General features: G+C 41.7%; 22 protein-coding genes. 17 read left to right on the top strand and 5 right to left on the bottom strand.

Going from position 1 to position 23,690, the window contains the following annotated elements:
* Positions 1 to 18: 18 nt before the first annotated feature.
* A complete protein-coding gene (gene mutS / locus H3V00_RS07365) occupies positions 19 to 2,631 on the bottom strand; it encodes a DNA mismatch repair protein MutS (protein ID WP_198207326.1) in 2,613 nt (870 codons plus the stop codon).
* Between the two features lie 194 nt (positions 2,632 to 2,825).
* On the opposite strand from mutS, the gene H3V00_RS07360 reads away from it, so the two are divergent.
* The 10 genes from H3V00_RS07360 to rpoH all read left to right on the top strand — a co-directional run bounded on the left by H3V00_RS07360 (position 2,826) and on the right by rpoH (position 13,318).
* Positions 2,826 to 4,154, top strand: a complete 1,329-nt coding sequence (locus tag H3V00_RS07360) for a murein transglycosylase A (protein ID WP_232335957.1) — start codon at positions 2,826 to 2,828, stop codon at positions 4,152 to 4,154.
* Positions 4,155 to 4,294: 140 nt separating this feature from the next.
* Entirely contained in the window at positions 4,295 to 5,749 is a 1,455-nt protein-coding gene (locus H3V00_RS07355) for a hypothetical protein (protein WP_025331725.1), read from the top strand.
* Complete coding sequence (locus tag H3V00_RS07350) at positions 5,746 to 6,894, top strand: hypothetical protein (RefSeq protein WP_198207324.1); 1,149 nt, start codon at positions 5,746 to 5,748, stop codon at positions 6,892 to 6,894. The genes H3V00_RS07355 and H3V00_RS07350 overlap by 4 nt, the downstream gene beginning before the upstream one ends.
* A gap of 20 nt (positions 6,895 to 6,914) precedes the next feature.
* Complete coding sequence (locus tag H3V00_RS07345; RefSeq protein ID WP_025331723.1) at positions 6,915 to 7,451, top strand: ATP/GTP-binding protein; 537 nt, start codon at positions 6,915 to 6,917, stop codon at positions 7,449 to 7,451.
* Between the two features lie 5 nt (positions 7,452 to 7,456).
* Complete coding sequence (locus H3V00_RS07340) at positions 7,457 to 8,116, top strand: hypothetical protein (RefSeq protein WP_025331722.1); 660 nt, start codon at positions 7,457 to 7,459, stop codon at positions 8,114 to 8,116.
* Between the two features lie 21 nt (positions 8,117 to 8,137).
* Positions 8,138 to 8,503 (top strand): roadblock/LC7 domain-containing protein, encoded by a 366-nt coding sequence (locus tag H3V00_RS07335; RefSeq protein ID WP_025331721.1) that lies wholly within the window; start codon positions 8,138 to 8,140, stop codon positions 8,501 to 8,503.
* A gap of 586 nt (positions 8,504 to 9,089) precedes the next feature.
* Complete coding sequence (gene ybeY, locus H3V00_RS07330; protein WP_198207322.1) at positions 9,090 to 9,605, top strand: rRNA maturation RNase YbeY; 516 nt, start codon at positions 9,090 to 9,092, stop codon at positions 9,603 to 9,605.
* A gap of 2 nt (positions 9,606 to 9,607) precedes the next feature.
* Complete coding sequence (locus H3V00_RS07325; RefSeq protein WP_198207320.1) at positions 9,608 to 10,444, top strand: HlyC/CorC family transporter; 837 nt, start codon at positions 9,608 to 9,610, stop codon at positions 10,442 to 10,444.
* A 274-nt stretch (positions 10,445 to 10,718) separates the two neighbouring features.
* Complete coding sequence (gene lnt, locus H3V00_RS07320) at positions 10,719 to 12,239, top strand: apolipoprotein N-acyltransferase (protein ID WP_198186631.1); 1,521 nt, start codon at positions 10,719 to 10,721, stop codon at positions 12,237 to 12,239.
* Between the two features lie 230 nt (positions 12,240 to 12,469).
* Positions 12,470 to 13,318, top strand: a complete 849-nt coding sequence (rpoH, locus tag H3V00_RS07315) for an RNA polymerase sigma factor RpoH (RefSeq protein ID WP_110414718.1) — start codon at positions 12,470 to 12,472, stop codon at positions 13,316 to 13,318.
* Positions 13,319 to 13,484: 166 nt separating this feature from the next.
* Here rpoH and H3V00_RS07310 read toward each other — a convergent pair whose 3' ends face one another.
* On the bottom strand, positions 13,485 to 14,327 hold the full coding sequence (locus H3V00_RS07310) for a DUF3579 domain-containing protein (RefSeq protein WP_096766393.1): 843 nt from the start codon (positions 14,325 to 14,327) through the stop codon (positions 13,485 to 13,487).
* 536 nt (positions 14,328 to 14,863) lie between these two features.
* On the opposite strand from H3V00_RS07310, the gene H3V00_RS07305 reads away from it, so the two are divergent.
* Entirely contained in the window at positions 14,864 to 15,202 is a 339-nt protein-coding gene (locus H3V00_RS07305; protein WP_198207313.1) for a P-II family nitrogen regulator, read from the top strand.
* Positions 15,203 to 15,232: 30 nt separating this feature from the next.
* A complete protein-coding gene (locus tag H3V00_RS07300; RefSeq protein ID WP_198207311.1) occupies positions 15,233 to 16,558 on the top strand; it encodes an ammonium transporter in 1,326 nt (441 codons plus the stop codon).
* A gap of 105 nt (positions 16,559 to 16,663) precedes the next feature.
* Here H3V00_RS07300 and H3V00_RS07295 read toward each other — a convergent pair whose 3' ends face one another.
* Genes H3V00_RS07295 through orn form a run of 3 tightly spaced genes read right to left on the bottom strand, consistent with a single transcriptional unit; the run spans position 16,664 to position 19,373 of the window.
* The gene (locus tag H3V00_RS07295; protein WP_025331711.1) at positions 16,664 to 17,137 is read right to left on the bottom strand and encodes a CinA family protein; all 474 of its coding nucleotides are present in this window, start codon (positions 17,135 to 17,137) and stop codon (positions 16,664 to 16,666) included.
* Complete coding sequence (pgi, locus tag H3V00_RS07290) at positions 17,118 to 18,779, bottom strand: glucose-6-phosphate isomerase (protein WP_100116894.1); 1,662 nt, start codon at positions 18,777 to 18,779, stop codon at positions 17,118 to 17,120. Before pgi ends, H3V00_RS07295 begins: the two co-directional genes overlap by 20 nt.
* 45 nt (positions 18,780 to 18,824) lie before the next feature.
* On the bottom strand, positions 18,825 to 19,373 hold the full coding sequence (orn, locus tag H3V00_RS07285) for an oligoribonuclease (protein ID WP_078475446.1): 549 nt from the start codon (positions 19,371 to 19,373) through the stop codon (positions 18,825 to 18,827).
* 335 nt (positions 19,374 to 19,708) lie between these two features.
* Between orn and H3V00_RS07280 the strand changes: the two genes are divergently transcribed.
* The 5 genes from H3V00_RS07280 to rplW all read left to right on the top strand — a co-directional run bounded on the left by H3V00_RS07280 (position 19,709) and on the right by rplW (position 23,686).
* Positions 19,709 to 20,995, top strand: coding sequence for a M48 family metallopeptidase (locus H3V00_RS07280; protein WP_084548676.1), 1,287 nt, complete (start codon positions 19,709 to 19,711; stop codon positions 20,993 to 20,995).
* Positions 20,996 to 20,997: 2 nt separating this feature from the next.
* Entirely contained in the window at positions 20,998 to 21,882 is an 885-nt protein-coding gene (gene rsgA, locus H3V00_RS07275) for a ribosome small subunit-dependent GTPase A (protein WP_198207309.1), read from the top strand.
* A gap of 228 nt (positions 21,883 to 22,110) precedes the next feature.
* Complete coding sequence (rplC, locus tag H3V00_RS07270) at positions 22,111 to 22,755, top strand: 50S ribosomal protein L3 (RefSeq protein ID WP_037394597.1); 645 nt, start codon at positions 22,111 to 22,113, stop codon at positions 22,753 to 22,755.
* On the top strand, positions 22,755 to 23,375 hold the full coding sequence (gene rplD, locus H3V00_RS07265) for a 50S ribosomal protein L4 (protein WP_025331819.1): 621 nt from the start codon (positions 22,755 to 22,757) through the stop codon (positions 23,373 to 23,375). Before rplC ends, rplD begins: the two co-directional genes overlap by 1 nt.
* Complete coding sequence (gene rplW / locus H3V00_RS07260) at positions 23,372 to 23,686, top strand: 50S ribosomal protein L23 (protein WP_025331706.1); 315 nt, start codon at positions 23,372 to 23,374, stop codon at positions 23,684 to 23,686. Before rplD ends, rplW begins: the two co-directional genes overlap by 4 nt.
* Positions 23,687 to 23,690 lie beyond the last annotated feature (4 nt).

The raw sequence follows: 23,690 nt of genomic DNA, 5'->3' as shown, positions 1-23,690 counted from the left end.
CGATTTTTTATGCATTTTTTATGATGACTGATGATTTTGCCAGCAGTTCACCAGATCATAAATAGCAGCCAGTGCTGCTTTAGGTGTCAGTTCATCAGGCTTTAATGCATTTAGCTGAGCGCATAAATCAGCAGGAATTGCCGATATAGCAACATGATTAATATCAGTATCCATCATGGTTTCTTCTTCGCGGTCTGCTGCCTGAGCCTGAAACATATCCAGTTGCGGCTGCTCGGAAGCTGCATGCTGTTCAAGGGTTTGTAAATGGCGGTAGGCGGCATTTAGTGCCCGTGCCGGCAGGCCGGCCAGTTTCGCTACTGCTATCCCATAACTTTTACTTGCCGGGCCGGATTCAATATGATGCAGAAAAACTATATCCTGTCCTTGTTCCAAAGCCGCAAGATGCATATTGAATGCGTGTGCATGCTGCTCAGGTAAGCGGGTTAACTCAAAATAATGGGTAGCAAAAAGAGTATAACTGCGATTTCTTTGCAGTAAATGTTCTGCAATGGCCTGCGCCAGAGCCAGACCATCAAAGGTAGATGTGCCACGGCCAACTTCATCCATTAATACCAGCGATTGTTCCGTTGCATGATGCAGAATATAAGCCGTTTCCGACATTTCTACCATAAAGGTAGAGCGGTTACCTGCCAGATCATCCGAAGCACCAATACGGGTAAATATCTGGTCAAATTCTCCCAGTGTACAGCTGTCTGCAGGTACCGGAGCACCGATATGCGCCAGTAACACAATTAAGGCTACTTGTCGCATATAAGTAGATTTACCCCCCATATTCGGACCGGTTAAGAGCATCAGGCGCCGTTTTTCATCAAGACGCGTATCATTGGCAGTAAACTGTTTAACTTGCGCAGCCACTACCGGATGACGGCCATTTTTAATCTGTAAGCATGGATAGTTTACCAATTCCGGAAAACAGTAATGTTCGGTACATGCATATCTGGCCAGTGTATTTAATACATCCAGACTGGCTGCCGCACGGGCACAGCGCTGTAATACCGGCAGTTCACTTTGTAATTGCAGCAATAGCTTGTCATATATCTGTTTTTCCCGTTCCAGTGCATTTTGCTGTGCACTTAATACTTTTTCTTCGAAATCTTTTAATTCAGGCGTGATATAACGTTCTGCATTTTTCAGAGTCTGGCGTCGCTGATAGTCTGCCGGAGCCTGTTCAGACTGTACTTTGCTCAATTCAATATAAAAACCATGCACACGGTTAAATTCAACTTTCAAACTGGATAAACCTGTGCGTTCCCGTTCTCGGTTTTCCAATTGCAGCAAAAACTCATCCGCATGATTCTGTAAACGGCGTAATTCATCCAGTTCCGCATCAAAGCCATCATTAATCACCCCACCGTCGCGCAACCATATCGACGGTTCAGGCATAATCGCCATATTTAACTGTTCGGCAATAGGTGCGGCAGGTGGAAACTGTTCCAGCAGAGTTTGTATCAGGCTGCTACTCTGGCCGGATTCTTCTAAACGAAATTCTGCCAGAATGGTCAAACTATCCCGTAAAGCAGATAAATCACGAGGACGGGCACTGCCAATAGCAATTCGTGCGGCAATACGTTCAATATCAGCTACCTGATTTAGCATGGATGTTACCTGTGCCTGCTGAGAGGCTAACTCTGCAACGGCCTGTTGCCGGGCTATAATTTGCTGACGCTGACGCAATGGCTGATGTAACCATTGTGCCAACAGACGGCTGCCCATATGAGTTGCACACTGGTCTAAAACAGAAAATAGTGTCGGTGCTTTTAAACCGCTTAAAGTCTGAGTTAGTTCCAGATTGCGGCGGGTTGCCGCATCCATACCAATATAAGCAGATTCCTGTTCCAGTGACAGGCTGTCTAAATGTTTAGGTAACTGCATTTGGGTTTGCTGCACATAGTTCAGCAAAGCACCCGCAGCACCGATTGCTGCATCATGTATTCCCGGTTGTAAACCGAAAGCACGTAAGTCCTGACTGCCAAAATAACGCTCAATCATACGGGCACCGGTATCAGCAGCAAATTGCCATGCGTGTAACCGGGTTAGTTGCCGGTCATAGCCACTAAGATTCAATTTTTCCTGAGTCTGATCAGAAAGCAGTATTTCTGCAGCCTGCAAACGTGCCAGCTCATTAGGCAATGCTTCAGGAGTAATGATTTTGCATCTGAATTCTCCGCTTTGCAGCGAAAGCCACGCTATGCCAAGCTGTTTTTTCAATAAAGAAACGGCCGCAATACGGTTGGTTTCTTTATCTTCAAGTAATGCCGTATCAGTCACCGTACCCGGTGTAACAATACGTACAACCTGCCGTTCTACCGGTCCCTTATTTGCCCCCACTTCACCCGTTTGTTCACAAATAGCTACACTTTTACCCAGTTTTACCAGCTTTGCCAGATATTGTTCGGCTGCATGATAAGGTACACCGGCCATTCTGACCGGTTCTCCGTTAATCTGTCCGCGAGTAGTCAGCGTTATATCCAGCAGACGGGCTGCTTCAACGGCATCTTCCAGAAACAGTTCATAGAAATCCCCCATCCGGTAAAACAGTAATTTGTCCTGATGTTCAGCCTTAATAGACAGGTATTGCGTCATCATCGGTGTGAGGGCGGGTTTACTCATAATGTGGAGAATATTTGAATTGATTAAAAAAACGCTATTGTAACAGAGTGTTTACATTCAGTTTATACAACGCCAAATATCACTGCCTAAAATCAGTTATTCAATAGTTCACTGTTTAAAAGCGTGACGGACTGTCATAATGGTGTAAAAATAGAGTTTATATTATCTGTATCGATTTCAATTCCTATTAAAAAATGTCAAAAATCTTGCCATCAAAGAAATTCAGCCTAATTCGCTGCTGGATGCTGTGCTTCTGTGTTTTATTTCTGAGTGCCTGTCCTCATGTCCGTAAACCTACAGATAAAATTCTTCCGGGCGAAACCGGTTCAGTAACACCGGGTAAACCATTACCCCGGAATTATGTCTTTACCCCGGGGAAAGCCGGCGTCAGCTACCGAGCTGTTTCTTATCAGGAATTGCCGCAATGGCCGATTCAGTCATTTGTTGATAGTCTGGATGCATTCAAAACCAGTTGCAGCAAACTACAAATGCAGCCAGCCTGGCAGTCAATATGTCAGCAGGCAGCACGCACATCCAGACATAACCAGCATGCCAGAGTATTTTTTGAAACTTATTTCACGCCATGGGAAGTCAGCCAGAACGGACAGCTGGCCGGTACTGTAACCGGCTACTATGAACCAATGCTGCCGGGCGATACCAGACAGACTGCACAGGCGCGCTTTCCTATTTATGGTATTCCCAGCGATTTTATCGTCGTTCCTCTTAATGCCGGACAGCGTCAGGGTGTTGTACGTATCCGACTTACCGGAGCAAATAGCGGCGTCATTACACCTAACGGAGATTACACCGCTAATCTGGCCTCCTTTCCCCTGAATGAGAAAACACGGGCACTAAAAGGCCGCATCAGTGGTAACCAATTGATTCCGTATTACACCCGTGCCCAGATTAATGCAGGCGCACTTAATGGCAAAGCCCCTGTTCTGGGTTATGCTAATGATCCGGTAGAATTATTTTTTCTGCATGTACAGGGGTCGGGGCAGTTAAGAACACCTGACGGCCGGATGCTGCGCCTCAGTTTTGCCGATAAAAATGACTACCCTTATGTATCAATTGGAAAATATATGGCTAACAAAGGTTATCTGCCACTTGCACAAACTTCAATGCAGGGTATTAAAGCCTGGTTACAGCAACATCCGCAGCAATTGGCTGAAGTCTTAGGGCAAAATCCAAGCTATGTCTTTTTTCGCGCATCTGCAGAACCGGCCAGCGGACCAACCGGTGCATTGGGTGTACCCCTTACCAAAGGATATTCTGCTGCTGTCGACAGCCACTTTATGAATCTGGGTGCCCCGTTATTTGTTGCTACTACCCATCCCGCTAATGGTTTTGGTTTAAACCGGTTAATGATGGCGCAGGATACCGGCAGTGCCATTAACGGTGCAGTAAGAGTAGATTATTTCTGGGGTTATGGCGATGAAGCCGGTGCTTTGGCGGGTAAAATGAAATACCCCGGATACGTTTGGCAACTATTACCTAACGGAATGTTGCCCCAGGTTAAATAAAAATCTGGCGAACAAATGCAAGCTAAGGTAAAATAGTTACAGTATTGACAATTGTATGTGAAGCGTTACCGTAAATGAAAAACATGCATTTAACCATGCGCTCATGCATCTGGCAGCTAATTATAAAAGGGATGTAAATTATGGAATTATATTTACCTGTTGCCCTTTTGGTTATCTTGCTGGCTGTATTGCTCGTGCTGAAAAAGCGGCAGAAAGCGGCAGGACAAGGCAAAAGTAAAAGTTCGGTCCGCAAAAAGCAGTCCGCATCTAAACAAAATAAAAAGACAGATAAACAGGCTGCTGAAGCCCAGAATACATCCGAAAATGAGGATGCTTCAGCTTCTCTGGAGGATGAGGATTGGGACTGGCAGTTAACCACCAGTCCGGATAAATCCACGGTTTCTGTCGCTACTGTAGATCATCTTACTGAATATAAAGTTTATAAACAATTTGGTTATTTTCAGAAAGCAGCTGATTCACTCGGTGCATATCTGGAGCAGAATATTGCCCAGCAGAGTCCTGCAATGGCAAATACTCTGGTCAACGAACTGGCTGCATTATGTTTAGATGCCAAAAATTCAGATAAACTTGCTGAAGTAATTGATCAATATCGTAATTATTTCCAGCGGCCTGAATTAGAAAATCTGATTCGCCAGGGGCTTGCACTTGATGAAAATCATTTGGGTCTGCGTGTGCTTGCAGAAGATCTGCTGCAATGGGATGTCAAGGAAACAGAAAAAGAAGTAGGCATCAATCAGGATAAAAAACCTGAAGATATTCGGCCTGAAGCAGAATCCTCTGCTAATAAACAGAATGCTGAGGAGCAGCCGCATGAACTGCTGGTAGAAGGTAATCTAGGTAACTTTAAAATTCGCGGTGATGAGCGTGATGTTCTGCTGAGTTTTTCTAAACCTGAAAACAGCTACGTGTTGCTGAAAGAACAGCTGCCCTATGATGCAGCCATTCGCTGTCTAAATAAAGCAATTAAAACATCCAGAAAACCAGCAGGTATGATTATTGATGCTCTGGTGCTGGATTACAGACATAATAATATCAATGTATTTGCACAGCATTTATGGCGTTTGTATTATACTTTGGGCCAATATGGTAATGTCGTAAAAGAACGTATGCTGGGTTGGGGATACAGTCTGGGTAACCATCCAATGTTTGAACAGCTGGAGACTAAGCCTAGCGAAACGATATTGCGTGATATTGGCGTGACTCAGGGTTATCTGCCTATGAATAGTAGTGCCCTTAAAGCTAAACGCCTGTCATTGGTTGATAAAGCTTCTTCAGAGAATGACGTGGCCGAAACACCTGCAGAACTTGTATTGCGGGATGTGGAGTCTTTGCTTACCTTTGGCCAGTTTGATGAAGCAATGGATTTACTGGAAAAATCAGTCCTGCTTTATCCGCAAGAGTCACAGCTTTACATTACTTTATTTGACTTATATGAACGTGCAGAAGAATGGTCACGTCTGGAAAAAATGTTACAGGTAATTCGCGCTGAAATTCAGACGCCACCTGAAGAAGTTGTACTTGCTATGAGTCAATTATTGAAACGTATTAACCACGGTGGTGTGCAAAATCAATGATGAACAATTCAATACCCAAAGTAAAAACTGCCTATGTTTTGCTCGTCAATGTGGATGATCGCCAGACAGCCATGTTGCGCATGGCATTTAAAATGTACAATAGTGTTAATTACCAGCTGATTCAGCCTGAAGATAATCTGCAGCCTGAACTAATTCTGGTGGATGGTGATGCTGATGATGGTGAAGAGCTCTGGCATAAGGCAAAAAAGAAATTTCCTGATGCTGTAGTAGTCTTTTTTGGTCGTAACTCTCCTTCATTTACGGCTCCTTATCTGATGAAACCTATCAGATTCGATACTTTGTTTCAGCATTTGCGCAATTTGCAGCAAGGTAACGGGGTCTGGCTTGCTGATAAAGCTGCTGCACAGAAAGAAACAGCTAATGAAAAGGCTGAATCTGCTGTACATCAGACAAACAATACCGCAGAGCATGCACATCAGTCAGTAACCGTAGCGCGCTTTCATACTCAGGGAACACTACTGGGCATGGTACAGAAGCTCGCGCAGCAATCTGAAGATACAGCAATTCTTTTTGACAATAAGCCAGTATTAATTGTATTTCCGAGTGTTGAAAAAGTATTACTGGCTGTTGAAAGTGATGCTTTGCAGCAACTATGTATGCAAACAGATGCCGAATGGCAGACTAAAACAGTACCTGCTTCTGCACCAACGGCACAGTTGCATGATAAAGCTAAACTGACTTTGCAATCCTGTATATGGCAGCTGTCAATCTGGACAGCGCGCGGTCGTCTGATTGAGCCTATTACGCCGGATACAGTGATCAGACTGAAAGCATGGCCAAACATGACTCGGTTGGCTTATTTGCCTGAAGCCATGCGTTTGTCTGCTTTTCTGGTGCGAACTCCTGTGGCACTGAATACTTTATACAAGCTATTACCAGTTTCTTTAGAAGATGTTTTAAACTATATAGCTGCTACTTATTCAATTGGTGCCTTGATTATTGAGCAACAGTTGACTTCTCCTGCAGCACAACAGGAGAAAGAAATGGTTCTGACCAGAAAAGCACCACAAGCAGCCACTACTAAACCGGCAAGTGGTACACAAACAACAGAATATGAAGAAAGCGATGAAGACAGGCCGAAGGGTTTACTGGCACGTTTGATGGGTCGCTTACGTGGCAACTAATACCTAAACAGGGAGTAATCATGGTTGAAAATAAAATTATATTTACCGGCCCGGTTGGGGTGGGAAAAACAACTGCCATTGCTGCATTATCGGATGATCCTCCGGTACAGACGGATGCCAGTGCTTCAGATATGACTCAGGATAGAAAAGGTCATACTACCGTTGCCATGGATTATGGTGTTATTCGGCTGGATGAGCATACTAAAGTTCATTTATACGGTACACCAGGTCAGGAGCGCTTCGATTTCATGTGGAGCATTTTGAGTAAGGGGAGTATGGGTTTAATTCTGTTGCTGGATAATACCAGACAGAATCCATTGAAAGACTTGAAGTTTTTCCTTACTTCATTTCATGATTTACTAGAAGATGCCCCGGTTGTGGTTGGTGTAACTAAAATGGATATCAATCCTCAGCCGGGTGTGGATGTTTATCAGCAGTATCTGGCACAGCATAAGCTCAATGTACCTGTTTTTGAAGTTGATGCTCGTAATGAAGATGATGTAAAACAACTTGTTACTGCTATGCTGTACTCTATTGATCCAGGTTTAGAAGGGTAGTCAGTATGGAATCTACATTACAGCTACATCATGATCTATATCCCAAAGTGATGCCGGCCGGTGCATTCTATGCAGTATCCAGCCCAAGTCACAGCGCCAGCCGTATGTTACTGGCCAATATTCTTCAGGCGGATATTAATTCGAGGTTAACCGAAGATCGTTTGAAGCAATGGGCTGAAACAGATGATGTTCATACAGCATTGAATTTGTTATATCGCTTACAGCGTCTGGAGTTTTTATACGGTGAAGCTAAACCCAGCTCTCAACTGGTTAAAGTAACTTCAGACGGATTTGAGAATATTCTGGGTCAGTTATCAGACAGTCATAAAGCTCTGTTAGTTGATCAGGACGGTTTTTATTTTGCTAATGTCGGTTTTAATCACGAAACTGCTGAAGAAGTGGCCAACCTTGCCAGTGAAGCAACGCGACTGACCGAAAAGCACAGCCTGCTGATTAAAAATAACCTCAATATATACAACAACGCTATCGGGATCTGTGATCCTGCCGGTCAGAGTGAATTAACATTCTTCCCTCTATACATAGGGAATACCAAAAATATTTTGGTAACGGCCGGATTACCACTACTTAATAGTGAAGCTTTTGTCACTATGGTGCGTGGTCTGTACGTATTGGCGGGTGAAGACATTCATGTGGTAAATGAATAACATCAATAGAAAGACATCAAGATGCAAGAACAATTACTGGTTTCGGTATTAAGTGATTTAAACAGCTCTTCGGCTGATATTACTGCATCTGCTGTAATTTCCTCCGATGGTCTGCCGGTAGCAACCTTGTTACCGAATGGTGTTGATCCAGACCGCGTTGGTGCAATGGCAGCAGCTCTGCTTGCTTTGGGTAACCGTACCTCCCGTGAGTTACAGTGTGATGAACTCGAACAGGTTATGGTAAAGGGTAAACATGGTTATATTCTGCTAATTCAGGCAGGTGAGACCAATGTGCTGGCAGTTACTGCTAACGAAGGCGCTAAGCTTGGTCTCATTTTATTGGATGCCCGCCGCGCAGCACGTAGTATTGTAGATATTTTACGCTAAATTATCATATATAATGAAAGCCCTGTTTTCATATATTTAAGCAGGGTGAGTAATTTTATATCAAAGAGGTAAATTGATAAGTGGTTTAGAATAGCAGTATATTTTAAATTATTTGAAGCAATCAATTTACCAGATGTCTTTTGCCATAAGTATATTCATATTTGAATAAAATACTGAATTTGCTTATGGATTTTGTTTATTGGCGAAAGAAATAGTTTTAATTATTCATTAATCAGCTATATCTATTAGTAAAATACTAAAATATTGTTTTTTAAAGCCTAGTATTCATTAACTATTGAAATAATAAATACCTTAATCTTAAAATAAGAACCAAATTATTTTTAAAAACACTGAATAAAAAATTTTAGAAAAGAATTCCAATAGATCATTCCTACAATTGTATATAAATAATACTATGCACTAACACAGAATAAATAAATCCTTATTGGTCAGATTTTTAATACGAGTAGTAGTAATTAGAATGAAATATCCGATTTTTAAGGTAATTAAAACGGAATAGGAGTAGTTAGTGCATTTATCAGTAGCACTTGCTAAAATATATCCATTAGGATCCAAAATAAATTAGATGAAAATTGCCAAAAAAAAGCCGGTTTTACAGCATTTGAGTCAAATATTCAGTTTAAATGTCGATAATCGCAGTAATGCCAGCCTTGTTCCGACTTATAGACAGTGGCGGCAATGGATATGGCAAACGTGTAAGAATAGTTATAAACGAGCCAATATTGCCATATTACTGTGTAATGAAGATGAGGCATGGCAATTTAATCATAATTATCGAAACAAAAATTATGCAACTAACGTTCTGAGTTTTGCTCTCAATGAAGGTGAGAGTATGTATTTACCCGACTGCTCAGAACTCAATGGTGATTTGGTTTTTTGTCCGCAGGTGATAGAAAAAGAAGCAGCTGATCAGCATAAATCAGTAATAGCGCATTATGCTCATCTTACTGTCCATGGTGTTTTACACCTGATGGGCTATGATCATATTAATGATGATGAAGCAGAAATTATGGAAGCGCTTGAAATCCGTACCCTGCATCAGTTAGGATATACTAATCCCTATATACAGGATGAATATTGATTATGGACGAAAGTTCATCGAAACCCGGATTTTTTGAGCGACTGGTTAATCGTATATCTGGAGAGACGCCGGATACTGAAGAAGACGTACTGCAAACCTTGCGGGAAGCCCATGAACGACAGGTTTTTGATGCAGATACCTTACAATGTCTGGAAAATGTACTGGACTTTGCTGATCTGGAAGTACGCGACGCGATGATAACGCGCAGCCAGATGGATGTGATTAAGATTGATGATTCATTAGACAAAATTATTACTTATATCATTGATACTGCTCATTCTCGTTTTCCGGTAATTGGTGAAGATAAAGATGAAATTCTGGGTATCCTGCATGCAAAAGATTTACTCAAATACTGGAATAAAACAGAGCATTTTCAGCTAGAACAAATATTGCGTCCTGCTGTATTTGTTCCGGAGGGTAAATCACTGAATACATTGCTGAAAGAATTCCGTGAGCAACGTAATCATATGGCTATTGTTGTTGATGAATATGGCGGTACTTCCGGACTGGTGACATTTGAAGATGTAATAGAGCCTATCATTGGTGATATCGAAGATGAATTTGATGAAGATGATAGTGCTGATAATATTTTTGCAGTGTCTGCTGAGCGGTTTCGTGTTAATGCGGTGACAGAAATAGAAGATATCAATGCATTCTTCGGTACTGATTATTCTGATGAAGAAGTAGACACTATTGGCGGTCTGGTTATTCAGGAAATAGGACACATGCCGGAACGAGGTGAAAAAATTACCATTGGTAAATTAAACTTCACAATAGCCCGGGCTGATGCACGACGCTTACAGACACTCATGGTAACTGTTAAACATGATGTAGATTAGTATACTTAATGCGGTTGCACATTGAGAATTTTTTTATTTACATTGTTTTAGCTACAGAAACATAGAGATAGCTTATCAATCCGTATTTTATAGAAAACAATATTTATGGTAATTAATAATATATTGTATTGAAAATATATTATTAAAATATAATGAATATTGATGTTTGCCATTCATGGCTAATGTAATTATTAAATTTTAATTTAGCTGTCTAAAAGCTGCGGAGATTTATGTGACTGCTCAACTGGAGATAGCTGCACAACATTCTTCTGCTATGAAGTGTCATGCTATTTTAGCTAAAGCATGGGTGTACTGGCCGTTATTATTTATATCTGCGGTTCTGGTACCATTTACCTTTGCTCCTTATTATCATTATTGGTTATTACCAGTTTTACTGGCAGTATTGCTGATTTTGCAGAGTGTACGGCCACAATGGCGTATCAGGACAGCCTATCTGTGGGCATTAACTGCATATACATCATTACTCTACTGGATAGATATTGCTTTACATGATATTGCCGGATTAGCGCAAATTTGGGCCTGGCCGCTGACATTGATATTACCTGCTTATTTGGCCATTTATCCTGCTATAGTATTCTGGTTACTGGGTAAATTCAGGTTTTCAGGCACTATTTGCCATACTATTGTATTGCCTTTGTTATGGTGTCTGGCTGAATTTGTCCGTGAACGTGCACTAACAGGTTTTGGCTGGGGCATCTGGGGTTATAGCCAAATAGCAGATTCGGCTCTGGCCGGTTATGCACCAGTGGGTGGTATTTTTCTGGTTACACTGGTTACTGTAGCCAGTGGTGCCTGGCTGGCTGAGTTGGTACTGGCAAAAAGCTGGAGAGCAAAGATTAGCTGTGGTGTTGCTTTAATAGGTGTATGGTTGCTTGGAGCAATATTATTACAGTTTCACTTTACGCAGTCAGATGGCACTCATGTCAGGATTGCTCTGGCACAAGGGAATATTCCGCAGTCATTCAAATGGGATGAGCGGTCACTACAGCCAACCTTACAACGTTATTTTGATCAGATAGCCAGTACCCATGCAGATATTGTTATTTTGCCAGAAACAGCGATTCCGGTAATGCGTCAGGATATGCCTGCTGAGCTATTAGATGAATTTGCTCAGCTTGCGCGCAGCCATGGTTCTGCACTCGCCGTGGGTATTCCGCAATATACGGCAGATGGAACCGGTTATCAAAATGCAGTGATTAATTTTACAGCTACTCCTGTAACAGCCGGATTGCCTTTCTATGCAAAAAATCATCTGGTTCCGTTTGGTGAGTATATTCCTTTTCCGGCTTTACTGGGCTGGCTGTATAGTAAGATGGACATGCCACTGGTCGGTTTTTCTGGTGGTGGCATAGGACAAATGCCTTTACAACTGGCTAATCAGCATATTGCATTTAATATCTGTTATGAAGATGGTTTCGGAGATGAACTAATTGCTACAGCCAAACAGGCGAGTTTACTGGCAAATGTAAGCAATATGGCCTGGTATGGAAAGTCACATGCTATGCAGCAGCAATTACAGCAATCTCAGGCACGTGCATTAGAAACAGGGCGCTATATGGTTCGTGCAACCAATACAGGAATGACTGCAATTATTAATCCTAAAGGGAAAGTTGTGGCACAACTCAAACCTGATACTGCATCTGTATTAGAAGGTGAAATATCCGGTTATAAAGGTAGTACACCCTATATGCGACTCGGAAGTAGCTGGCCTTTAGCTTTGATCAGTCTGTTTTTACTGTTAATACTAGGTATTTATGGACATTATCGCCATTGAATAAACTAAACTAATGTGTATAATGATAAATTTATACAATCAAAATTTTAAATATACATTATTTTTCCTATAATGAACAAATCATAAATAGTAATTGAAGTACATTAATATTTTAATTACAATGATAAATTATTAACTCAGTTATTAATTGGTTTTCCTGAAATAAACAATGTGTTATTGTAGGGAACGAAAAATAATTAAATAGCTGGGCACACAGAGAAAGGACAGGCATGAATACCGCTTTTGCATTACCCGTGCTGACCGGGCATGGTAGTTTGGAGCAATACATTCATACCGTAAACAATATTCCTATGCTTTCTCCCGAGGAAGAACAGGATTTAGCGGTACGCCAGACCGAAGGGGATTTAGAGGCTGCAAAAAAACTGATTTTGTCCCACTTGCGTGTAGTCGTTTCTATCGCTCGTGGTTATGATGGTTATGGTTTGAATCAGGCTGATTTGATTCAGGAAGGCAATATTGGTTTGATGAAAGCGGTAAAACGCTTTCAGCCAAGTCGTGGCGTACGTTTATTTTCGTTTGCGGTACATTGGATTAAAGCTGAAATACACGAATTTATTTTACGTAACTGGCGTTTGGTGCGTGTAGCTACTACTAAACCACAGCGTAAATTATTCTTCAATTTACGCAGTATGCGAAAATCTATGGCTGCGTTAAGTAACAAAGAAGCACAGTCGATCGCTGATGATTTAGGTGTGAAACTTTCTGAAGTTCTGGAAATGGAACAGCGGATGACAGGTAAGGACATGTCGCTGCTGGCAGAAAATGATGATGAGGATAATTTTGCACCGATAGACTGGCTGACTGACAGTACTACAGAACCAACACAAGTACTGGCGCAGCAGGCACATTATACTTTGCAGACAGAAGGTTTGAAGAATGCACTGGCCAAACTGGATGATCGCAGCCGGCATATTGTTGAAAGTCGCTGGCTGGCAGATGATGGTGGATTAACCTTGCATGACCTGGCTGGTGAATATGGTGTATCTGCAGAGCGTATCCGCCAGATTGAAGCCAAAGCTATGCAGAAATTGCGTGGCTATCTTGCTGAAAAAGAATGAGATTTATATCGTGCTATTCAGAAATATGAAAATAAATTCAATCTGATTTGTAGTATTTTTAAAAACAAATTAATTGAAGATAAATTTGCTATCTTAATAGCTGATATGCTGATAAAAATACAGGATATGAAATATCCTGTATTTTTATATGTTTTGAAAATGTTATTTAATCAAGTTTTTGGCTGAATTTATGGCTGCATAACGTAAAACCGTTTTTCAGATATAAATGATGCATATTGCTACTATCTGAAGATACATTTGAATCAGCATGAATACTGCTACAGTGTTCATTTATTGCAATTGTCTTCAATGTTTCGAAAATCTGGCTAGCCTGCTCATCAGCTATGGGTAAATGAAGGCTGGCTAAATCATCAATATGTATATGGCGTCCAGAAGCAAAGTTAGTCACAATTCGAAAGCCACAAACGGTCACGGCATTCTGTTTACCTTCTTCAAATATCCCCAAAAGACGATAACCTTCGGTCTGCTGAATTTTGACCAGATCCTGAAACTGAGCTATATCACGAATATTGGGATGTAACAGATGCAAGGCTGCAAAAGCAGAACTAATCTCTGCAGGAGTCAGTTCACGTAATTGATTAACCGGAACCTGTGGTTCTATTTCTATTTCTGTTTGAATTGTATTTAATTGTGTTTGTGCTGTTTCTGCATTTTGCTGAGATACAGCATCGGTGAGTGTAATTTGTTTATGTTCCTGTTCTTCTAATAAAGATTTGCAATCCAGAATACGTAGGTCGTTATCACGGGCAAAGTCCATCAGAAAATTGAATGCTGTGCTGCTGATTTCTTCCAGTTTACGATCAACGGCAACACAACGAATATTATCTATTAAAATAGGACGAACCCATTGATGATAAGACAGACGATGTCCCTGATCAAAAGAGGACAATATCCCGCATAAACGCTCGGCCCAGTCACTAGGACGAAAACGTTTATTATTATTAGTCATACCCTGAATAACGATTTCATACGGATTGCAAATTAGCATGTTGACCTCTTGATAGAAACATGAAGTTTCAATAATGCATATATTTATTTTTACTGTCGTGATTAATTATACCTGATACGGCATATTTAATGTATGTCACATGTGTGTGTTTTCTATTGAAATTATTTATGCAAAAAGAATAATAAATGTAATTTTATTTCATCTGCTACTTTTATTCTGTCAGATACAATTTCTGATAAAGATATCATCTGGACTTGTTATGTAATTAAATCTATTGAGCTGATTAATTTATATGCAGAATTGAAATATAAATAGTTTATATAACTATTTTAATTGTTCTATAGGCTATATCGACCAGATTGATTATGACATTTGTCTGATGGATTCATTAGCAAAAGATAAGATAAATACTCCAGTAATTTTGATACATCTTTGCAGATTTAAAATAAAGATGTATGGTGTAATTAAAATTTTTGCTTGCTGCAAATTACAGAATTAACAAATTGGATTTGATGGATGTCATTAAGACTGTCTTGATGAGCAACATTCAAAAATTCAGAAAAGAGGAGAGTTATATGAAAAAAGTTACAGCGATGATTAAACCATTCAAGCTGGATGATGTACGTGAAGCACTGGCTGAAATAGGTGTGCAAGGAATGACTGTCAGTGAGGTAAAAGGTTTTGGCAGGCAAAAAGGACATACTGAAATCTATCGGGGTGCAGAATATGAAGTCGATTTCTTACCTAAAATTAAAATAGAAATTGTACTCGTCGATGATCTGGTAGAGCGGGCTGTTGAAGCGATAATGACATGTTCCAGTACAGGTAAAGTAGGTGACGGCAAAATTTTTGTTTCAGCGGTTGAACAGGTGGTGCGAATACGTACAGGTGAATCCGGATCAGATGCTGTATAAATAATCTTAATAACTATTAAGGGAAATACAATGAAGTTGATTGATAAGTGTGTAGTAACGACAGCTCTGTTATTACCATTGCCGCTACTGGCTGCTGATTTGTCCGGATGGTGGCGACCGCTGTCAGAGATAAATGCAGGTAATACAGCATGGGTAATGACTTCTGCCGTACTGGTTTTACTGATGACTGTTCCGGGTCTGGCATTGTTTTATGGCGGAATGGTACGAAAAAAAAATGTATTGGGTACCATGATGCACAGCTTTGTCGTTGCTGCTTTGGTGAGTGTGCTGTGGATGATAATAGGCTATTCGTTAGCTTTTACCCCGGGTAATTCATTTATTGGTGGTTTGGATCGATTTATGCTTGGTGGTATGGGGCTGGATAAAACCAGAGAAATGACTACTATTGTTAATGGAGATGGTACTGTTCCTGAATCAGTATTCATGTTTTTTCAAATGACCTTCGCCATTATATCTACGGCTATTGTGACAGGTGCTTTTGCCGAACGTCTGAAATTTTCAGCTTTATTGTTATTTTCCGGTTTTTGGGTTACTTGTGTTTATGCGCCGATATGTCACTGGGTCTGGGGCGGGGGTTTTATGAGTGATACACAAACTCCGGTTCTGGATTTTGCCGGCGGAACGGTTGTGCATATTAATGCCGGTGTTGCCGGACTAGTAGCTGCATTGGTGATTGGTAAACGTCTGGGATACGGTAAGGATGTAATGGCACCACATAATATGGTACTTACTCTAACCGGTGCTGCGATGCTATGGGTTGGCTGGTTTGGCTTTAACGCCGGTTCAGCTGGTGCTGCGGATGCTTCTGCCGGTATGGCTATGGCTGTGACTCAGATAGCAGCAGCTTCAGCAGCATTAACATGGATGTTATGTGAAAAACTGGCAGGACATAAACCTTCTGCATTGGGTATGGCTTCTGGTGCGGTGTCCGGTCTGGTAGGCATTACACCTGCTGCCGGGTTTGTCGGTCCACAGGCTGCATTGGTAATCGGAGTATTGACAGCTGTTGCTGCTTATTTTGCCGCAGTGTATTTAAAACGCAGATTTGGTTATGATGATTCGCTTGATGCCTTTGGTATTCATGGCTTTGGCGGTATCGTTGGTTCAATTTTAACTGGTTTGCTGTTCAGTAACGCCATTTTTGGCGGTGAGGCGACTTTAGGTAGTCAACTGCTGGCTCAGATTAAAGATGTGGCTATTACAATTGTATACAGCGTAATTATGACTTATCTTATTCTTAAAATTGTGGCAATTGTATGTCGCGGTTTACGTATTGATCATGATTCAGAACGCGAAGGTATGGATGTGAGTATCCATGGTGAACGTATTGAATAAGTATGGTTGATTCTCAATTCTGTTTGAAATGAAAAACTGACCGGCTGTGAAAAACCGGTCAGTTTTATTTTATCTGCTGGATTCTGATAACGTATACAGTCTGGTTTAACGGTATAAATATTGACGTAAAAAACGCAAAGCATATTCCACAGCCTGAGTGCGGATTGTATCTCTATTACCGTTAAACTGATAATTTTTAGCCCAGATACGCTGTTTGGTTGCCAGCCCGAACCATACTGTACCAACTGGTTTTTCGGCACTTCCTCCAGTTGGCCCGGCAATACCGGAAATCGAAATAGCATAATTTGCTTTCGAATTAATCAGAGCACCTAGTGCCATTTCGCGTACACATTCCTCACTAACAGCTCCATAATGGCGCAAAGTTGTTTCGTTAACATTAAGTAACTGTTTTTTTGCCTGATTGCTATAAGTGACATAGCCCATATTAAACCAATTTGAACTACCCGGCAGGCGAGTTAGTTCTGCTGCCAACAAGCCCCCGGTACATGATTCGGCACAGGTTACCGTATGTCCCAATTCATCCAGTTTGGTGGTAATGTCAATTAAGGTTTGTGTCATGGTGATGTTTTCTGAAATAGTCAATGAGGCCGTTAGTTGAAGCATCATGGTGTAGCGAATCATTAGTACTTAATTCCGGTTCAATATTTTTAGCCAGAACTTTTCCGTACTCTACACCCCACTGATCGAATGAATTAATTCCCCAGATTACACCCTGTACAAATACTTTATGTTCATACATGGCCAGCAGCATACCCAGATTAAACGGGTTAATTTCATCTATTAAGAGAGTATTAGATGGCTGATTACCCGGAAATACTTTTTGCGGAGCCATAATATCGCGTGATTTGTTATCCAGATCAATTAATTCGGCATAAGCTTCCGCCAGTGTTTTGCCACGCATAAGTGCTTCAGTTTGAGCAAAGGCATTAGCAACAAGAACTTTATGCTGGGTACTGACATGATAAAAACTGTTAACTGGAACAATAAAATCGGAAGAAATCAGTCGTGGTCCCTGATGCAGTAATTGAAAAAAAGCATGCTGGCAGTTAACACCTTCCTCACCCCAGATTATCGGACCAGTATCAAAGTCCAGCCGTTCTCCATAACGGCTTACCTGTTTTCCATTACTTTCCATGTCCAGCTGCTGCAAGTGCGCAGCCAGACGGCGCAGTCCGTGGTCATAAGGAATGATTGCATGGCTGGTTGTGGTATAAAAGGTGTGATACCACAATCCGATCAGTCCGAGTAAAACCGGAATATTATGTCTTAGCGGTGCATGAAAAAAATGTTCATCCATTGCTCTGCCGCCAGCAAGAAAATCCTGAAAATTTTCTTTACCAATGGCACAAATAACTGATAATCCAATAGTTGACCAAACAGAGTAGCGGCCGCCTACCCAGTCAAACATGGAGAATGTATGATCCGAAGTGATACCAAAAGCCTGTGCTTTATCAACAGCACTGGTTATCGCTATAAAATGGCGGCTGATATCAGCTTCACTCATTCCCTGTTGTAAAAACCAGTTACGTGCGGTTTGTGCATTCAGCAAAGTTTCAGGTGTAGTGAAAGATTTGCTGGCAATGATAAAAATGGTTGTGGCCGGATTAACTTTATTTAACACCTGAATCAGGTTGGCGCCGTCAACATTGGCAACATAATGAATATTCAGACCAGTTTGCTGAAACGGACGTAAGGCCAGTGTCACCATTTCCGGACCAAGATGAGATCCGCCAATACCTATATTAATAATATCCGTAATACGTTCATTACCAGCTCCGGTATATTCACCATTGCGTACTGATTCGGCAAAGTGGTAGGCTCGTTCCAGTTCCCGATGGATATCTGGTACGATATTATGATCATCAACATACACTTCAGCATGCGGCGGTAGCCTGAGTGCTGTATGTAATACGGCACGATTTTCGCTAACATTAATTTTATCACCGCGGCGCATTTTGTCAGTCCAGCCACGTACATCTGCAATATTGGCCAGCTCAATCAGTAATGCAAGCGTATCTTCAGTAATACGGTTTTTGCTGTAATCCAGTAACAGACCATTTAATTGTTCATGCATTTGTGCAAAACGATCCGGCTGCTGACGGAATAAGTCGCGCATATGCAAGAAACGGGTGCTGCGCTGATGCTGATGCAATTGTGCCCAAATGGCTGTCTGATTAATGGGGCAGGACGGATTGATCATAACCGGAATTAATTTCAGCAAAAATAAATAGGGCAGTATACAAAATCAGCTAGGTATTGTTAAGAAGTGTTCGCGATAATAAGCCATTTCCTCAATGCTTTCCTTAATATCATCCAGAGCCTGATGCGCACCTTTTTTACTGATGCCTTTGACAATGGCAGGATTCCAGCGTCTGGCCAATTCTTTAAGAGTAGAAACATCCAGATTGCGGTAATGGAAGTAAGCTTCCAGTCGCGGCATGTAGCGCACCATAAAGCGGCGATCCTGATGAATGGAATTGCCACACATTGGTGAGGCTTTTTCCGGTATCCACTCACTGATAAAAGCCAGCAATTTTTCTTCAGCCTCAGCTTCTGTTAGCGTTGAAGCTTTTACTTTATCTACCAGACCAGTACGGGTATGCGTAGTGGTATTCCATTTATCCATATGATCGATAATGCTGTCTGGCTGATGAATTACCAGTACTTCAGACTGTGCGAGTATATTCAGGTCACTATCGGTAATGATCATGGCAACCTCTATAATACGGTCTGTATCCGGATTTAATCCGGTCATTTCCATATCCAGCCACGCAAGATTTTTAGCGTTTTGCATATCTTAATCTTGATTAATAATAAAATATGATTTTAGCTTCTTTCTGGTAAGGCTGATAGGTTAAGCTGATTTTTTTACCTATATCTGGAGCTAAAATCAGGCAAAAGTAATAGTTTTAGGAGAACAGACTGAATTTTAGTTATTCTAATTGAATAGATTTTATGCAATGCTGTAAGTAGTTTCGGATATTATCACAAGACAACATACGGTAATAATATATTATTCAGTCAAATAATCATGTTAATTTTAAATAGAAGGATGTTTATTCAGTCACTTTTTAGCCAGTAACAGATAAACTCCGTTAAAATGATTATTTTCAGGTACAAAGTATTTTTATGGTGTTTTATCTTTCTGCCCAAACGATTTATATATTGTTTTTATTATTTTTCATCTGCAGCATATGTGGCCAGTTATATCTTTCGGTTCGCCAAAGTAAAGCTGTACTGGCACATCGTAGCCATGTTCCAGCGGCTTTTGTGCAAAGTGTGTCTCTGGCAGAGCATCAAAAAGCAGCGGATTATACTTTGGCCAAGCAGCGTCTGGCTCGTTATGAAATTCTGTTTCAGGCATTCTTATTGCTAATATTCACACTTGGTGGCGGTCTTGATCTATTAGCGCATTTAAGTCAGAAATGGGTGCAGCACGATATTGCACAGGGAATTGTGCTTATTGGTCTGTTTGCTTTGGTTAATATGATTCTTGGCTGGCCGATCGCCTGGTACCGCAGTTTTTGTCTGGAGGCAAAATTTGGCTTTAACAAAATGACCATGGCTACTTTTATTGCTGATCAGTTTAAAGGTAGTCTTTTAGCCATTATTGTTGGCTTGCCCTTACTGTATATTATTCTGTGGCTGATGCGGATTCTGATTGCAGCAAACTGGTTTGGTGGCGCATGGTGGCTGGCTGTATGGCTGGTATGGGTCAGTTTTTCCTTGTTGCTGATGTGGGCTTTTCCAAAATGGATTGCGCCGCTTTTCAATAAATTTGAACTATTGAAAGATGATGCATTGCGAACTCGGATTGAAAACTTGTTGCAGCGTACTGGTTTTCAGAGTGATGGTATTTTTGTAATGGATGGCTCCAGACGCAGCGGGCATGGTAATGCCTATTTTACCGGTCTGGGGAAACATAAGCGCATTGTATTTTTTGATACCTTACTGAAAGATATGCAGATAAGTGAGGTTGAGGCTGTACTGGCTCATGAGTTAGGTCATTTTGCCCACAAACATGTATTCAAACAAATGATTGTTACTTTTATATTGGCTTTAATTGTTTTTGCTGTTTTGGGCTGGCTATTACCTCAGACTGGTTTTTATACTGGTCTGGGTGTGCATGAAGTCAGTCATGCTATGGCTTTATTATTATTTATGCTTGTACTGCCTGTATTTACTTTTCCGTTTTCACCATTGTCGAGTGTTTTGTCCCGTAAAAATGAATTTGAAGCAGACCGTTTTGCAGCAAAATATGCAAATGCCGATGATCTGATTCATGCTTTAACCAAACTTTATCGTACTAATGCCTCCAGTCTGGTTAGCGATATCTGGTATTCGCGGTTTTATGATTCGCATCCCGGCGCACGGGAACGTATTGCGGCATTACAAACAGCCGTAAAGGCAGACTGAGAATGGCGCAGCCTGCGAATGAATTATTAACAGCACAGATTATTACCAGTTTCGGGCGCCGCTTCATGGTGCGAACGTATGCGGGTAAAACTTATGAAGCCACTACGCGAAAGAAAAGAGTTGATTTTGCCTGTGGTGATGAAGTCCATATTAGTCATATCAATCAGCAGCAGGCTGTAATTGAGGATTATTTACCCCGGCGCAGCCTGCTTTACCGGCAGGATGCTACGCGCAGTAAACTCATTGCGGCCAATGTTACCCTTATGCTAATCGTACTGGCTGCTGTACCGACTCCCAGTGAATTATTATTGCAGCGTGCATTACTGGCTGCAGAGGCTGCGGATATACCGCCACTGATTGTATTAAATAAAGCAGATTTACTACAAAATAAGCTTTGGCTCGAAAAATTGGCCTTTTATCAGAGTCTGGGTTATCAGGTAATCAATATTAGTGCCTTATATAATGTGGCTGAGCTGCGCCGGTATTTGCAGGGAGAGCGGGCAATCCTGTTAGGTCAGTCAGGTATGGGTAAATCAACTTTAACCAATGCATTACTGGGTAATGAACAGGCAAGGGTAGGTGATATCTCAGCGGCACTGGATTCAGGTCGTCACACCACGACTCATGCGCAATTATATGATCTGGATGCACACAGTCAGCTTATTGATTCGCCCGGATTGCAGGCATTTGGCTTACATCATTTGTTAGTTAGTAATCTGCTGCATTATTTCCCTGATATGCGTCAGTATATCGGGGAGTGCCGTTTTCATAATTGTACTCATCGTCAGGAACCGGGCTGTGCACTGAAACAGGCTGCGGCAGACGGGAAACTGAAGCCTGAACGACTTCAGTTTCTGCAAAGTATTACTGATGAATTAATCAGATAATATTTATATTCAGGCAGAGTAAAATACCCGAAATCCAGACTAATAGTCATGTATAAGGCATAAACGTTGTTTTTTTATCTAAAAATCCGTGCTTTACTTGCATAAAAAATTGATTCGTGCAGAGTAAACATGATACTATCGCCATCTTGCCGATTTTACGTCGGCAAGATTCTTTATTTGTGCGAGGCCAATCAATCGTAATTGGTCCCTTTATAAAAGGAAATAACTATGACTTTAGGTCTGGTTGGGCGCAAAGTAGGCATGACGCGCGTGTTCGATGAGAACGGCGCATCAGTTCCGGTAACTGTACTGGATATGTCTGCCAATCGCGTCACTCAACTCAAATCCGAAGCTACTGACGGCTACACTGCCGTACAGGTAACTTTTGGTCAGAAAAAAGCCAATCGCGTAAGCAAGGCACAGGCAGGTCATTTTGCCAAGGCAGGTGTTGAAGCCGGCCGTGGCTTGGTTGAATTTGCTGTTTCTGAAGAAAAACTGGCTGAATTGTCTGCCGGTGCTGAAATCAATGTCGGCATTTTTGCAGCAGGTCAGTTAATTGATGTCACTGGTACCAGTAAAGGTAAAGGCTTTTCTGGCACCATCAAACGTCACAATTTTGGTTCTCAGCGTGCTTCTCACGGTAACTCACGCTCTCATCGTGTGCCTGGTTCAACCGGTATGGCACAGGATCCGGGTCGCGTATTCCGTGGCAAACGTATGGCCGGACAGTACGGTAACGTTAAGTCCACCATTCAGAATCTGGAAATCGTACGCGTAGACACCGAACGTCAGTTATTGCTGGTAAAAGGTGCGGTGCCCGGTGCGGTTAACAGCGACGTTGTCGTGCGTCCGAGCGTGAAGGTAGGTGCGTAATGGAACTGAAATTAATTGATGCTCAGGGTCAGGTTGCAGGTGCAGTTGCTGCGTCTGACGCATTGTTTGCACGTGAATACAATGAAGATCTGGTTCACCAGCTGGTTACAGCTTTTCTGGCCAATGCCCGTTCCGGTAACCGTTCACAGTTAACCCGTGCCGAAGTAAAACACTCCACTAAAAAACCATGGCGTCAGAAAGGAACCGGCCGTGCCCGTTCCGGTATGACATCTTCTCCGCTGTGGCGCAGTGGTGGTCGTGCGTTCCCGAATAAACCAGATGAAAACTTTACCCAGAAAGTAAATCGTAAGATGTACCGTGCGGGTATGGCAGCCATTCTGTCTCAGCTGGTACGCGATGAACGCCTGTTTGTTATTGATGAACTGTCTGCTGCTACTCCTAAAACCAAAGCATTTGCTGAACAGGTTAAAAATCTGGGTATGGAGCAGGTATTGTTCATTACCAAACAGCTGGATGAAAACGTTTACTTGTCTAGCCGCAACCTGCCGAATGTACTGGTTCTGGAAGCACAGCAAACTGATCCGTACAATCTGTTACGCTTTAAGAAAGTGGTGCTTACCAAAGCAGCAGTTGCACAACTTGAGGAGCAATGGGTATGAATCAACAACGTTTAATGCAAGTGCTCTTGGCTCCTGTTGTTTCCGAAAAAAGCAACATGCTGGCTGAAAAACGCAACCAGATGACGTTTAGAGTATTGCCGAATGCCACTAAACCTGAAATTAAGGCAGCAGTGGAACTATTATTTAATGTGAAAGTGGATTCTGTAGCCACAACCATCATTAAAGGCAAAAACAAACGTTTTGGCCGTACCATCGGTAAGCGCAGCGATGTTAAGAAAGCTTATGTCAGCCTGGCGGCTGGACAGGAGCTGGATATTGAATCTGCTGCCGCTTCTGCAGATAAGGAATAAGCAC

Origin of the sequence: Snodgrassella sp. W6238H11, from assembly GCF_016100525.1 — a bacterium.
Lineage (GTDB): Bacteria > Pseudomonadota > Gammaproteobacteria > Burkholderiales > Neisseriaceae > Snodgrassella > Snodgrassella alvi.
Note: the sequence above shows the minus strand (reverse complement) of the source record. Positions and strands in the feature narration are given on the sequence as shown.